We start from the raw sequence: 14834 nt of genomic DNA, 5'->3' as shown, positions 1-14834 counted from the left end.
AACTTTGCGGACTAATAGGTATATATGTCGAAAACTCTGTCTGCATACAGCATTTTGTGGCGGTTCTTTTCACTCAGTCGCAAAGATTAATGGGGTTCTTCTGAAGGGTTATTTGAAAAAAGTTGTTAATTTTTGGTCGGCGAGGCTTTGATGTGAGTTCAAAGCGAAAAAAGCCAGCCGCAGAGGGCTGGCAAAACGGGAAGATCACACTTGTTATTGTTATGCGGAAAGCATCAGTGAATCTGCTTTGGCTTCAAGATTGGTGCTGCCCATCAAGTAAGCATCGATAGCGCGGGCACATTCACGGCCTTCATTGATACAACGCACTACCAGTGACTGACCGGTACGCATATCACCGGCAGCGAATACTCCTTTCTGGTTAGTCTGGAAGTCCTGGGTAGCCACATTGCCACGATCATCCAGCACCACATCCAGTTGTGCCAACACACCATGCGGCTCAGGATGAAGGAAGCCCATCGCCAGAAAGGCCAGATCACAAGGGATGTCACGCTCAGAGCCCGGCACTTCTTCAAACGTTGGACGTTCTCCTGGGGCGGCATCTTTCCAGACGATGTCAGCCATGCGCAGCGCTTTTACATTGCCGCTGTCGTCGCTGATAAACGCTTTGGTCAGGATATTCCAGTGACGCTCACAGCCTTCTTCGTGAGAGGTTGAGGTGCGCAGGATCATCGGGTATTGCGGCCAGGGCATGTTGGCCGGGCGCTTCTCCGGTGGCATCGGCATGATTTCCACCTGAGTAATGCTGGCTGCACCGTGACGGTTTGACGTGCCCACACAGTCAGAGCCGGTATCACCACCACCAATTACCACCACATGTTTGCCTTTGGCATGGATCTCCTCGGTTTTCAGAGCCATGTTATTAGCTCGGCGGTTATTCTGACCCAGAAATTCCATCGCAAAATGGACACCTTTCAGCTCGCGGCCCGGGATAGGCAAGTCGCGTGGCACGGTAGACCCTCCAGTGAGCAGCACCACGTCATAGTCCTGACGGATTTGCTGGGCGTTCATGTCGACACCTACATGGGCGTTAACCTTAAATTCGATCCCCGCTTCTGCCATCAGGCTGATTTTGCGATCAATCACATCCATGCCGAGTTTGAAGTCCGGAATACCAAAGCGCAAAAGGCCACCGACTTTTTCATCACGCTCAAACACGGTCACGGTATGACCTGCGCTATTGAGTTGTTCGGCTGCAGCAAGACCGGCAGGACCTGAGCCGATGATCGCCACCTTTTTGCCCGTGCGGGAGGTGGGGGTTTTCGGCTTGGCATAGCCTTCACGGTATGCGGTTTCGACGATGGTTTTTTCAATGTTACAGATAGTGATTGGATCCTGGTTAATACCCAGGACACAGGCACTTTCACAGGGAGCCGGACAAACCCGGCCTGTGAATTCCGGGAAGTTGTTGGTCGAACTCAGGATGTTCCACGCTTCTTCCCAGCTGTCGCGGTAAACTGCGTCGTTAAACTCAGGGATGATGTTCCCGATTGGACAGCCGTTGTGACAGAAAGGTACACCGCAGTCCATACAACGGGCAGATTGTTGGTTAATTTTCTCACCGAACTCGTCATTCAGCACAAATTCCTTGTTGTCCTGAATTCGAACGGCGGGGTCTTTCTTGGCCGGCAATTCGCGGCCAAATTCGAGAAATCCGGTTGGCTTACCCATTTACAGCCTCCACTTCTTCCTTGTTAGCGGCTTCTTCTTTGCGCTGTAACAGCACGGCTTTGTAATCACGCGGCATGACTTTGACAATGGACTTGAGGTTCTCCTCAAGGTTTGCCAAAAACGTTTCCGCCACGGTACTGCCTGTTAACGTATGATGCTTGGTGATCATCGCTTTCAGTAAAGTGACGTCTTCTTCATCCAATGGATCCAGGTCCACCAGCTCAGGGTTGAGCTTGGATTCGAAATCGTTGAATTGATCCCAGACGTAAGCCACACCACCACTCATGCCAGCGGCAAAGTTTCGGCCAGTTTGGCCGAGTATTACTGCCACGCCCCCGGTCATGTATTCGCAGCCGTGGTCACCGATGCCTTCAACTACCACGTTGGCGCCAGAGTTCCGCACACAGAAACGCTCGCCGGCCACACCACGGATGTAAGATTCGCCCGAGGTGGCACCGTAGAAACAGACGTTACCGACAACAATGTTGTCTTCGGCGATGATGTCGCTCTTCGCATCGGGGTAAAGCACCAGCGTACCACCAGAGAGACCTTTACCCCAGTAGTCATTCGCATCACCTTCAACCGTGAACTTCACGCCTTTTGCGAGGAAGGCACCAAAGCTTTGACCGGCAGAGCCTTTGAACTTCACGCTCATTTCTTCCGGCAGACCTTGGTCTTTATACACTTTCGAAATTTCGTTCGACAGCATGGTACCGGCGCTACGGTCGGTGTTCACAATCGCGAATTCAGCGTCGACCTTGCGGCCCTCTTTGAGTGCGCTGGAAGCCGCTTCAATCAGACGGCGGTCAAGGACAGTTTCCAGACCGTGGTTTTGCTCGCGCTGGCAATACATCGCATCGCCTTCGCGTGGCTCTTCCTTGTGAAGTACCACGTTAAGATCCAGGTTCTGGTATTTCCAGTGCCCGACATCAGAGCGCACTTTCAGATGCTGAGACTGACCCACCATCTCGTTGATAGTGCGATAGCCCAGCTCCGCCATGATTTCACGCAGGCCTTCAGCCATGTAAGTGAAGAAAGTTACAATGTCTTCCACGCGGCCATCGAAACGCTCACGCAGGGTCTTGTTTTGCGTAGCGATACCGACAGGGCAGGTATTGAGGTGACACTTACGCATCATGATACAGCCTTCAACCACCAGTGCTGCTGTTGCCACACCCCATTCCTCTGCTCCCAGCAAGGTTGCGACAGCGAGATCGCGCGGGGTTTTCATCTGACCATCAGACTGAACCACGATGCGGTTGCGCAAGCCGTTTTTCAGCAGCGTCTGGTGTGTTTCCGCCAGACCCAGCTCCCACGGCAGACCTGCGTGCTTGATAGAAGACAGTGGGGAGGCACCGGTGCCGCCGTCGAAGCCGGCAATCAGAACCACGTCGGCTTTTGCCTTGGCAACGCCGGAGGCGATGGTGCCGACACCCGCTTCAGAGACCAGCTTCACGTTGACACGCGCTTTGCGGTTGGCGTTTTTCAGATCGTAAATCAGCTGCGCCAAGTCCTCGATAGAGTAGATATCGTGGTGCGGCGGTGGCGAAATCAGGCCCACTCCCGGGGTGGAGTGACGGGTACGGCCAATCCAGTCATCCACTTTGTGACCTGGAAGCTGACCACCTTCACCCGGCTTCGCGCCCTGAGCCATCTTGATCTGAATTTCATCGGCATTCGTCAGATAATAAGAGGTGACACCGAAACGGCCAGACGCCACCTGCTTGATGGCAGAGCGTTCCCAATCGCCGTTTTCTTTCTTCTCGAAACGTTCTGGATCTTCACCACCTTCACCGGAGTTTGATTTCGCACCAATACGGTTCATGGCAACCGCCAGTGTAGAGTGCGCCTCGTAAGAGATAGAGCCAAAGCTCATTGCGCCGGTTGCGAAGCGTTTCAGAATGCTCTCTACGGGTTCAACCTCTTCCAGAGGAATGCTACCGGCAGGGTTTTTTACAAAGTCGAACTGGCTGCGCAGGGTCGCGGCGTTGTCACCCTGACTGTCTACTGCATGGCAGTATTCTTTAAACTGCTTTTTGTTCTTGTTACGGGTTGAGTTTTGCAGCAGATGGATAGTTTCAGGGTTGAAAAGGTGTTTCTCGCCACGCTGTTTCCACTGGTAGACACCACCGACATCCAGCATCTGAACCGGGATTTCACGCGTCGGGTAACCCAGACGGTGACGGATCAGCACTTCTTTGGCGATGTCATCAATCGACAGGCCCTGGATACGGGAAACCGTGCCGGTAAAGTATTTATCCACCACAGCTTTGCTGATACCCAGCGCCTCGAAGATTTGTGCACCGTGATAAGACTGCAGGGTAGAAATCCCCATCTTCGAGAAAATTTTCAACAGCCCGGCGTTGATGGACTTGCGGTAGTTTTCAAACAGTGCGTCTACATTGGCTTCTGGATCCAGCTTCCTGGTGCGCTGTAAATCGACCAGAGTTTCGTAGACCAGGTACGGGTTAACAGCATTCGCACCGTAGCCAACGAGAGTGGCAAAGTGATGGGTCTCACGCGCGTCACCGGTTTCGATGACGATATCGGCTTTTGCACGCAGGCCTTTGCGGATCAGGTGATGGTGAACCGCACCTACAGCCAGCATTGCAGGGATAGCGGCGTGGTTCGAGTTCACGGCACGGTCGGTCAGCAGAATAATGGAGTAACCATCAACAACGGCATCTTCCGCGTACTGACAAATGCGCTTCAGCGCACGCTCCAGCTTGCCAGGCTCGCCACTGGCTCGGAACACGATATCCAGGGTTTTGGCCTGAAGATGATCGTTGTCGATTGCGCGCAGTTTTTCCAGCTCGCCGTTGCTCAGAACCGGTGACTCCAGCTCAACCTTGCGGCAATGCTCCGGCGATTCGGCCAACAGGTTCTGATCTTTACCCAGATAGGTTTTCAGCGACATCACCATGCGCTCACGGATCGGGTCGATTGGCGGGTTGGTGACCTGGGCAAACAGTTGCTTGAAATAGTTAGACAGGTGTTGTGACTGGTGTGAAAGCACCGCCAGTGGCCAGTCTGCCCCCATAGCGCCGAGCGGCTCTTTACCGTCTTTAGCCATAGGTACAATAATTTCGTTCACTTCCTCTGAGGTGACGCCAAATGCCTGTTGGTGATGCAGCAGGCGTTCAGGAGAAGGTTGCTGGTGCTTGGAGTCAGCTTCTGGCAGCTTGTCCAGTTGCAGCAGGTTCTTTTCTACCCATTCCTGATAAGGCTGTGCAGAGGCGATCTCGTTTTTCACTTCTTCATCAGAAATGATGCGGCCCTGCTCAAGGTCAGCAATGAAGATACGACCGGGTTGCAGGCGGCCACGGAACTGGATGTTTTCCGGCTCGATGTCTACGACGCCGGATTCCGATGCCATGATGAGGTAATCATCTTTCGTCACGGTGTAGCGGCTGGGACGCAAGCCGTTGCGGTCCAGGGTTGCACCGACTTTCACACCATCGGTGAAACAAACAGACGCAGGGCCGTCCCAAGGCTCCATGATGTTGGCATGGTATTGATAGAATGCGCGCAGTTTCGGATCCAGCTTGGCATTTTCCTGCCATGCTTCCGGCACCATCATCATCAGTACATGCGGAAGGCTACGGCCACTGAGTACCAAGAGTTCCAGCGCCATGTCGAAGTTTGCTGAGTCTGATGCCCCTTCCTGACAAACCGGCAGCAGCATCTTCAGCTCCTGCTCAGAAAACAGCTTGGATTCAAGCAGGGCTTCACGTGCCTTCATCCAGTTCAGGTTGCCACGCACGGTGTTAATTTCGCCGTTGTGCGCGATATAACGGAAAGGCTGGGCTAAACGCCAGCGTGGGAAAGTGTTGGTCGAGAAACGTGAGTGAACCAGAGCCAGTGCTGTGACCATTGATGGGTTTTGCAGGTCAAGAAAGTATTGTGGCACCTGCTCTGTGGTCAATTGGCCTTTATAGACCAGTGTCTTGGCAGAGAAAGAGTTGATGTAGAAATCGTCGCCGATATTGGAAACACTTTCCAGACACACGCGGACAGTGTAGTTACGCAGTACAAACAGTTTGCGCTCAAGCTCGTCAAGAGACAGGTGGTCGCCACCGGTCACAAACGCATGCTCGAATTGTGGCTCAGTGCTGAGCGGGTCTGCGCCAATCATGGAATTGTCGGTTGGTAATACACGATAACCAATCACTTCCAGATCCAGGCGCTTGGCATTGCGCTCGAAGATGTCACGGCATTGGTGGCGTTTGTTCTCATCTTTTGGGAACAACATGACGCCGACACCGTATTTATCAGCAGATGGCAGCTGAATCCCCAGTTTGCGGGTCTCTTCGAGTAAAAATTCGTGGGGTTTTTGTAACAGAATCCCGGCACCGTCACCACTGCATGGGTCACAGCCCTGACCACCGCGGTGCTCCATGCGGGCCAGCATATCAAGTGCCTGGGTCACAATCGCATGGGACTTTCTGTTCTTCAGGTGGGCGACGAAGCCGATACCGCAGGCGTCGTGTTCCATTTCGGGCACATAAAGCCCATCGGTGCGTAGCACTGAATCAGTCATGTTTACGTCCTTCCAGTTGACACAAATGCCTGGGAGGCATTTGTCTTCCCTTGTTGTGCCTGTTGCGGGCACAACTGAGCGGTCGCCAAGTTTAAATCAACAAAAATGTATGTATTCGCGGCAACCAAACCCGGCTGCTGTTTCACAACAGCAACCCTCTCTTCTTTGCAATCCTATGCAAAAATGCTGCACTTTCTTTTATTGACCAGATAACACACTAAAAAAGAGGGTTATATGGCAAATATTATTGCTCACAATTTAGACGCAGCTGTTGCTATCCTACATATTCGGAAAATTAATTACCATAAAAAGTTAACATTAGCGGCATGGTCTCCAAGCCTTAAAAGACTTGTTTTGCGTTTATTGTGAATATAAATGCAAATATTGGCGTTTGTAATGAATGGTTGAAAAATCCTTTATGGACAACAGGTTTATATTTGTGAAGGAAATGTAATTTACTTTCAGTGGGGTGATGAAAACTTAAACCAACATTGATTTAGACGAGGTTTTCTCTGTGGGTTTGATGCTAATATCGCGCGCTTTTTTCTTTTACCCAGAACTTCAGGCGGTCGATGATGGAACTTCATCAATTGGTGAATACCTTTGGTCAGGATCTACAACGCAGGTATGGCGAAAAAGTACATAAACTGACATTGCATGGCGGTTTCAGTTGTCCAAACCGGGATGGCACATTGGGGCGGGGTGGCTGTACCTTTTGCAATGTGTCGTCGTTTGCTGATGAGAGTGCACAGCAGCTCTCGGTGACCTCCCAGCTGGTGCAACGGGCATCAGAGGTGAACCGCGCCAAGCGCTATCTGGCGTATTTTCAGGCTTACACCAGTACCTATGCGGAAGTGGAAAAGTTGCGTGTCATGTATGAAGATGCGTTGAAACATGCGGATATCGTTGGCCTTTGCGTCGGCACCCGTCCGGATTGTGTGCCGGATGCCGTGCTTGAACTGCTGGCGGGGTATCAGCAACAAGGCTACGAGATCTGGCTGGAACTGGGACTTCAGACTGCCAATGATAAAACCCTGCAACGCATCAACCGTGGGCATGATTTTGCCTGTTATGACGCCATCACCCGAAAAGCCCGGGCGCTGGGGCTGAACGTCTGTACCCACCTTATTGTTGGCCTGCCGGGCGATACCAAGGCTGATCACATTACTACCATTGAACGAGTGATTGAGACAGGCACGGATGGTATTAAGCTTCATCCACTGCATATTGTCGAAGGCTCTGTCATGGCGAAAGCGTGGCGGGCCGGAAGACTGGATGCGATGTCACTTGAAGCTTACGTAGACAGTGCGTCAGAGATGATCATTCGCACGCCGGCAGAAGTGGTTTTCCATCGGGTATCAGCCAATGCCCGTAAGCCAACCTTGCTTGCGCCAGAGTGGTGTGAAAACCGCTGGCTGGCAATGACCGCGATCGCAAAGGCACTGAATGAGAAAGGGCCGCAAGGTAGCCTGACTGAGCGTTGTTTTTATTTCCATCAATAATGTGACCCACGTTTGATACCTCGAAAAATCAATGAGGTCTGTTCGTTTTCTTTCATAACCGTGTGGCAAGATGAAGCGTGATGTTTATGCAAAAAATGATTGCTTCTTCAAGGATGTCGGGCAAAAGGTGGAAGGATGAATGAGTGGTTACCAATCGCAGCATTATTGCTTTTGGTAGGGTGTCTGTTGGGGATGGTTTGGGTGTTTCATCGCCGTGTCATATCGATGAAAACCTGGCAGCTTTACTTATCGAACCTTCATTCCCCCAAGGCGATAATCAACCACAGTGATGGCAGCATTCTTTATGCTAACAGAAGCTTTGTACGTTTGTTTAATGTCGATGTACAAGGTTCACGCTACCGTATCCGTGGCAATCGCGAGAAGGAAACCATTGGTGCATTGCTGGCCTCGCGCCAATGGCCACACCCATTTGTTGAAATGACAGCAGACTTCCGAGCGGTTTCTGATCACCGTACCCCACGGCATGCACGTTTTTCCGGTTTGCCAGTCTGGTCGAGTGGAAAGCGGGTCTGGATTGTGTCGCTTGAGCCAAAATCTGAAGCCGTTTATAGCGAACCCTTTGCAAACGATGACAGCCAAATCTTTCGCAGCGTGATTAACTCTCTGGCCGAACTTGTCTGCTTTCAAGACAAGGAAGGGAGGATCGTTGGGACAAACCTTGCCTATGATCGCTTTTGGAAAGGCCGAGAGCAGGAAGGGCTGATTTTTTCTGCCGATGAACATGCCCGTGGCAGGCGCACCCAACAAAGCTGGACCACCAACCCTAATGGCGACAGTTGTTTGCTGGAAACCAATCAAACGGTTTTGCTGGATGATGAGAGCGAGGTTTTCGGTACCCTGAGTATCAGCCATGATGTGACTAACTGGCACATGATGCGCCAGTCGCTCGAACAGGAGATTAGAGCGCGCCAGGATGTTGAGCAACAACTGAAAAAACACAGCAATGTGCTGACCTCGATTTTCAAAGCCAGCGTGGATCCTATTGGTATCTATAACAAAGATTATGAGTTTCTGGGCGGCAATGCTGCGTTTGCCGAAGCCATGGGGGTGCCCCATGATGATTTGGAGGGGGAGCTTGCCGATGATCTGATGGAGCCGGAAGTACTGGCACAACACAAGAAGACTGATTTGCCGGTGTTGGAAAAGGGTGACACCATCAAATACGAAGATTTGGTGATGAAACGAGATGGGTCCATGGTGTGGTACGAGCTGACCAAAACCCAGTTCAGCGATTCCACGGACGATACTATCGGGGTTTTGGTCATCGCCCGCGATGTGACAGAGCGTAAGGCAACACAGCAACAATTGGCTGATGCGATCATGGAGCTGGAAGAGCTCAGTTTCGTTGATGGCCTGACGAAGGTGGCAAACCGCCGTAGTTTTGATGAACAACTGGTCAAAATGTGGCACGCCCATATCCGTGAGAAAGAGCCGCTTTCTTTGATTTTCTGCGACATTGACTATTTCAAGCCTTACAACGACAACTATGGGCATCAACAAGGTGATGAAGCATTGAGACAGGTTGCAGATGTGTTCCAACGCGTGACTCGCCGCCCCCTGGATGCAGTGGCCCGCTATGGCGGTGAAGAGTTTGCTATTCTGCTGCCAAATACAACCGAAGAGGGTGTATTGGTGGTTGCGCAGAATATTGCGGAAGAATTGCAAAAGGCGGCTATTCCACACGCGTTTTCAAAGGTGGCTGACCGGATTACCCTCAGCCAGGGTATTGCCACCTTGCGTCCGGTAGCGGGCCAGGATTACGGCGATCTGGTGTCACTGGCGGATCAGGCACTCTATTGCGCGAAAAACGCAGGGCGGAACCAGATAGTATCGGGTGGAACCCTCATCGAAGCATAAAAGGCAGGCATCGGGTGGCGGTGTCGAAATACTTTGTCGGGGGGCAGGGGAATGTGCCCCTTTTTCTTTAGCTTCCTTTGCGGCAACGTTATTATTTTGCCTGACTGACCCGCTGTAGCAGGAAACGATACAGCCTCCTTCTACTCACGTTGATCTGGAAGTTCAATGAAGCAAATAAAACTCTTAGCGCAGTACTACGTCGATCTGCTGGTCAAGCTTGGCTTGGTACGTTTCAGTATGCTGCTTGCGCTGGCATTGGTCGCGCTGGCAGTGATCGTTCAGGTTGGCATTACACTGGTATTAAATGGCACCGTGCATGATGCAGATATCGTCCGCTCTGTCTTCTTTGGTCTGTTGATTACTCCTTGGGCAGTGTACTTCCTTTCTGTGGTGGTAGATCAGTTGGAAGAATCCCGCCAGCGTTTGACGAAACTGGTTGTCAAGCTGGAAGAAATGCGGGCCCGTGATATGGAGCTGAACCGCCAGCTTACCGAAAACATTAACCAGTTGAACCTTGAGATTGAAGAGCGTAAGCGAGCAGAAGAAGCGCGTGAAGAAGCCATGGTCGATCTGGAAAATGAAGTCTACCAGCGTGAAAAAGCCCAGGTTGAACTGGCAGAGCAGACAGCTCTATTGCGGTCCTTTATTGATGCATCTCCTGATCTGATTTACTACCGCAACGAAAAAGGCCAGTTTTCCGGCTGTAACCGGGCCATGGAGGATTTGACCGGCAAGAAAGAAAAAGAGCTGGTGGGGCTGACACCGTGGGATGTTTATCGTGAAGACATCGCCAGTAAGGTGGTAGAAACTGACCAGCAGGTGTTTGATAACAATGTATCGCTGACATACGAACAGTGGCTGGAATACCAAGATGGCCGCAAGGCGTACTTTGAACTGCGTAAGCTGCCTTTTTATTCTAGGGACGGCCGACGCTTGGGACTGGTCGGTTTTGGCCGAGAGATCACTGAACGCAAGCGTTATCAGGATGCCTTGGAGAAAGCCAGCCGTGATAAAACAGCCTTTATTTCCACCATCAGCCATGAGCTTCGTACTCCACTGAATGGGATTGTTGGGCTGAGCCGTATGCTGCTGGAAACCCGCCTGTCAGAAGAGCAATTGGGTCATCTCAGGACCATCCATGTCAGTGCCATTACCCTTGGAAATATTTTCAACGACATTATTGATTTGGATAAGTCTGACCGGCGCCGGTTAGAACTGATGCCACAGCCAGTCGATTTGCCTGACTTTGTTTCTGAAATTGAAAGTATCAGTGCCCTGATGGCGCAGCAAAAAGGCCTGCGGTTTACCCTGGACCGGCTTACTGACCTGCCGCCAGCAGTCAAAGTCGATGCCACCCGCCTTCGCCAAATCCTCTGGAACCTGGTGGGTAATGCGGTGAAATTCACTAAGCAGGGGGCGGTGAACGTCACGGTCAGCTGTGATGTGGAAGAGGACACTGCGCACCTGCAATTCGAGGTGGAAGACAGCGGTATCGGTATCCCGCTGGAAGAGCAGGACAAGATTTTTGCCATGTATTACCAGGTAAAACAGGGAGAAGATAACCTCCATGCTGTGGGTACAGGGATTGGTCTGGCTGTGTCGCGCAAGCTGGCGCGGCTGATGAATGGGGATATTACAGTCGACAGTGAAGTGGGTGAAGGCAGTACTTTTACCGTGACACTGGCGGTGCCGCTGTGCGAAGCGAAAGCGAATAAAGATAAAGTGACAACAGAGCAAAGCCCGCTGCACATCTTGTTGGTGGAAGACATTGAGCTGAACATTACGGTGGCTACCAACCTGCTGGAAAGCCTCGGGCACAGTGTCGTCGTGGCAAGGAGTGGCAGGGAAGCCCTAGAGCTGTTCCCGCAGGCGCAATACGACATGTTGTTGTTGGACATTCAGTTGCCGGACATGACGGGATTCGATATTGCCAACCAGCTCCGTGCGAGCGGGGAAGCACTGCCACCACTGGTCGCACTGACCGCCAATGTGATTAAAGACAAAACTGAATACTTCAACAACGGCATGGATGACGCGATCAGCAAGCCCATCAGTGTGTCTGCGGTGACAGAAGTGATTGAGCGTCTGGCACGGCAATGCCCGGTTGCGACTGAAGCCGCCAAAGTAAAAAAACAGACAAAGCCGGGTAATGGGATGCTGGACACCTTGCTTGACTTGGATATGTTGACGTCTTATGTCGATATTGTCGGACCGGAGCCGGTTTTCCAGAGCATTGCCATGTTTGAAGAGCTGATGCCTGAGTATCTCCATATCCTCGACAGCAACATGACCGCCAAAGATCAGGATGGCATTGCCAGCGAAGCTCATAAAATCAAAGGTGCGGCAGGATCAATTGGCCTCAAGCACATCCAAAAAGTGGCGCAAAAGGCGCAATCGCCAGAACTGCCAGCATGGTGGGAAAACATTGCCGACTGGGTGGATGAAATCAAAGAAGGCTATGTGAAAGATCTGGCTGTACTCAAACAATGGCTTGAGGATTACAGCAAACAATAGCGCTGGGCGTCCATCGATTGATGGCCGTTTAGCTCGGACAACAAAAAGGCCTGCAATGCAGGCCTTTCAAGTCGTTATGGTGAGAAGAAATTAGATTTCTTCCAGCTCGCCACAGAAGCGGTAGCCTTCGCCGTGAATGGTCGCAATGATTTCCGGTGTGTCCCCGAAAGATTCAAAGTGCTTACGGATACGGCGGATAGTAACGTCTACAGTACGGTCGTGTGGTTTTAGCTCACGACCAGTCATCTTCTTCAGCAGGTCTGCACGGGTCTGGATTTTGCCCGGGTTTTCACAGAAATGCAGCAGCGCACGGAATTCAGAGCGAGGCAGCTTGAACTGCTCACCACCTGGGCTGATCAGCGAGCGGCTGTTGATGTCCAGCGTCCAGCCATTGAATACATAACGGTCAACAGAGCGCTTATCGTCTGGCATTGCACCTTGGCTCATTGCTCGGGTCAGCAGGTTACGGGCACGGATAGTCAGTTCGCGAGGGTTAAATGGTTTGGTGATGTAGTCATCTGCACCGATTTCCAGCCCCAGGATCTTGTCAACTTCGTTGTCACGGCCTGTCAGGAACATCAGTGCCATGTCGCCTTGTTCACGCAGTTCGCGGGCCAGCAGCAGGCCATTTTTGCCAGGCAGGTTAATGTCCATAATAACCAGGTGAACCTGATTGTTAGAAAGCACTTGATGCATTTCTTCGCCATCGTTCGCTTCCAGGACGGTATAACCTTCAGCCTCGAAGATGCTTTTCAGCGTGTTACGAGTTACGTGTTCGTCTTCAACAATCAGAATGTGAGGGGTTTGCATTGGCGTTACCTAATTTCTTTAAGGATTCTGGTACTGGGAAGCGAGCGTTCTTGACGGGCTCCCAATCAATCACAACGTCTGTTGACTCTGTGAAGAAAATTTACAAACAGGAAAAGTATATCAAGGGTGTTCTTTATACTTACGGACATACTTTCCTGATACAAACGCCATCCCTAGAGAAGCTAGTTGCAGATGCGAGTTGCCGCCCTGCATGTTACTGGCCAAGTCAATTTGACCAGCTAATCCTTTGGATAGCGCTGATTGTATTCATTTAACAGCGTGCTAACAATATTTAGTAATAAATCAACGCAACTTTTTTCAAATTTTATTGATATACGTCAATCCCAATTTACGTGGTCGCAAAACATGGAAATTTGCCAGAATTTCTGTGCTGGATATTACAAAGATACATTAACCTTTTCGTACTATTACCACATGTGTGAAAATTATGTAAAAACACTTTATCAGACCATGTTGCTTCACGCTGGTCAACTCGCTGAATCCTGCATTTTCAGGTTGCTTGGGTATATTGTGACTCAGAGGTTTTTTTATCCGATCTGATGTTTCCTGTTATAACAGGGGAACAGCTTGTTTGATCAGGTAAAAACACAATCAATTACACCAAAGTTTGAGTGAGCAATGCCTACTTTATGAAAGTTGGCAACGCTGAAATGACGGGATCTTGCTAGGTTTATAGCCAAGAAATGAGGTGGTCTACAGGCTGATGGATATCATCAGGATTTAACGCAAGGTGACAGTGGTTGAACGTCAAACAAAGGAGCGAGCATGGAAGATTTACTGCCAGATATCAGTGATACACATGGTGATGACGTGTTGTGGATCCCCGTGCAATGGCGGGACTTTGGTGGGAAAACCGTGTTTTCCGGTCGGGTGGAAACCTTGCGTTGTTTTGAAGATAACTCCAAAGTGCGCGATATTCTCGGTAAGCCCGGCGCTGGGCGGGTGCTCGTGGTTGATGGACATGGAAACCTGAACAAGGCACTGCTGGGGGATCTCCTGGCAGAGCGTGCGATAGAAAACGGCTGGGAGGGTATCGTGGTTTATGGCGCAGTGCGCGACGCCTGGGCGCTGGGCAAAATGAACCTAGGGGTAAAAGCCTTGGGTGTTTGTCCGATAAAGACCGAAAAGCGTGGGTTGGGGGATGAAGATGTCCAACTTCGTATTGAGGGGATATCGATTTCACCCGGCGATTATCTGTTTGCTGACCTTAATGGCGTCATGATCAGCCAGCACCCGATAGAGTTTGGTGAGCAACCCTAAACGCAAAAACCGCCTGATGGCGTTTTTTTCTGGGAAATGGCAAATGAAACTTGCGTCAACAGACGTTAGAAACGAAAGCCGACGCCAAGCTGATAGGTTGCAGACGCGGCAGGCGTCTGGTTCAGGTTATAATCGACCTTGGCTTCAAGGTTGAGTTTGTCGGTAAGCCTGAATTGGCTGCTCATACCCACCACGCCAACAGTTTCCTCATTTATCCGTTCTGCCTGAACAGTACTGCCAATGCTGAGGTTATCAGTGAAGTTGTATTGGATCCCACTTAACAGACCTTTGCTGCTGGCTGTGTAGGCTGTTTCCGTTGTCATCTCGGTGCCAAGGTATACATTAACATTTTTCAACAGCGGATAATGATAGCCTGAACTGATCGTCCAACTGTCAAACCCCTGGTTTCCGGTCGTTATCGAGTTAGAAAACCAGGGTTTCTGGTCTCCTTCATAATATTCATACAGCGGTAACGAACCCTGCGCGAATGCGAAAAAAGCCACTGATTGCAGGGTGACGGCGATAAGGATGTTTTTCATGGTGCCACCTTCCCTGATTCGTTCTTGTTGGACTGAATGTTCAGTCTAGTCCATCTGTTTTATTTTTGAGAAAGCAGAAAT

Annotated in this window: 8 protein-coding genes; 4 read left to right on the top strand and 4 right to left on the bottom strand. The window is 50.8% G+C overall.

The window, feature by feature from the left end:
• Nucleotides 1-219 precede the first annotated feature (219 nt).
• Both VHA_RS09985 and gltB read right to left on the bottom strand, forming a co-directional pair.
• A complete protein-coding gene (locus VHA_RS09985; protein ID WP_005503939.1) occupies nt 220-1689 on the bottom strand; it encodes a glutamate synthase subunit beta in 1470 nt (489 codons plus the stop codon).
• A complete protein-coding gene (gene gltB, locus VHA_RS09980; RefSeq protein WP_005503938.1) occupies nt 1682-6229 on the bottom strand; it encodes a glutamate synthase large subunit in 4548 nt (1515 codons plus the stop codon). Before gltB ends, VHA_RS09985 begins: the two co-directional genes overlap by 8 nt.
• Nucleotides 6230-6804: 575 nt before the next feature.
• Between gltB and mnmL the strand changes: the two genes are divergently transcribed.
• From mnmL to arcB, 3 genes are all read left to right on the top strand, one after another.
• Nucleotides 6805-7731 carry a tRNA modification radical SAM protein MnmL/YtqA gene (mnmL, locus tag VHA_RS09975; protein WP_040528609.1) on the top strand — a complete coding sequence of 309 codons (927 nt, stop codon included), beginning with the start codon at nt 6805-6807 and terminating at the stop codon, nt 7729-7731.
• Nucleotides 7732-7866: 135 nt separating this feature from the next.
• Nucleotides 7867-9609 carry a sensor domain-containing diguanylate cyclase gene (locus tag VHA_RS09970; RefSeq protein ID WP_005503936.1) on the top strand — a complete coding sequence of 581 codons (1743 nt, stop codon included), beginning with the start codon at nt 7867-7869 and terminating at the stop codon, nt 9607-9609.
• A gap of 165 nt (nt 9610-9774) precedes the next feature.
• The gene (gene arcB, locus VHA_RS09965; protein WP_005503933.1) at nt 9775-12123 is read left to right on the top strand and encodes an aerobic respiration two-component sensor histidine kinase ArcB; all 2349 of its coding nucleotides are present in this window, start codon (nt 9775-9777) and stop codon (nt 12121-12123) included.
• A gap of 90 nt (nt 12124-12213) precedes the next feature.
• On the opposite strand, the gene arcA is transcribed toward arcB, so the two are convergent.
• Nucleotides 12214-12933 (bottom strand): two-component system response regulator ArcA, encoded by a 720-nt coding sequence (arcA, locus tag VHA_RS09960; RefSeq protein WP_005503932.1) that lies wholly within the window; start codon nt 12931-12933, stop codon nt 12214-12216.
• A gap of 786 nt (nt 12934-13719) precedes the next feature.
• On the opposite strand from arcA, the gene VHA_RS09950 reads away from it, so the two are divergent.
• Entirely contained in the window at nt 13720-14214 is a 495-nt protein-coding gene (locus tag VHA_RS09950; protein ID WP_005503931.1) for a putative 4-hydroxy-4-methyl-2-oxoglutarate aldolase, read from the top strand.
• A 65-nt stretch (nt 14215-14279) separates the two neighbouring features.
• On the opposite strand, the gene VHA_RS09945 is transcribed toward VHA_RS09950, so the two are convergent.
• The gene (locus VHA_RS09945; RefSeq protein ID WP_005503930.1) at nt 14280-14753 is read right to left on the bottom strand and encodes a hypothetical protein; all 474 of its coding nucleotides are present in this window, start codon (nt 14751-14753) and stop codon (nt 14280-14282) included.
• Between the last annotated feature and the right edge of the window lie 81 nt (nt 14754-14834).

The organism is Grimontia hollisae CIP 101886 (assembly GCF_000176515.1).
Classification (GTDB): domain Bacteria; phylum Pseudomonadota; class Gammaproteobacteria; order Enterobacterales; family Vibrionaceae; genus Enterovibrio; species Enterovibrio hollisae.
This window is presented reverse-complemented; position numbering and strand designations above follow the sequence as displayed.

Excerpts from the sequence above, each read along its gene's own strand:
- VHA_RS09985 (WP_005503939.1), bottom strand. The coding sequence starts at position 1,689 with ATGGGTAAGCCAACCGGATTTCTCGAATTTGGCCGCGAATTGCCGGCC.
- VHA_RS09950 (WP_005503931.1), top strand. The coding sequence starts at position 13,720 with ATGGAAGATTTACTGCCAGATATCAGTGATACACATGGTGATGACGTG.
- gltB (WP_005503938.1), bottom strand. The coding sequence starts at position 6,229 with ATGACTGATTCAGTGCTACGCACCGATGGGCTTTATGTGCCCGAAATG.
- arcB (WP_005503933.1), top strand. The coding sequence starts at position 9,775 with ATGAAGCAAATAAAACTCTTAGCGCAGTACTACGTCGATCTGCTGGTC.
- mnmL (WP_040528609.1), top strand. The coding sequence starts at position 6,805 with ATGGAACTTCATCAATTGGTGAATACCTTTGGTCAGGATCTACAACGC.
- VHA_RS09970 (WP_005503936.1), top strand. The coding sequence starts at position 7,867 with ATGAATGAGTGGTTACCAATCGCAGCATTATTGCTTTTGGTAGGGTGT.
- arcA (WP_005503932.1), bottom strand. The coding sequence starts at position 12,933 with ATGCAAACCCCTCACATTCTGATTGTTGAAGACGAACACGTAACTCGT.
- VHA_RS09945 (WP_005503930.1), bottom strand. The coding sequence starts at position 14,753 with ATGAAAAACATCCTTATCGCCGTCACCCTGCAATCAGTGGCTTTTTTC.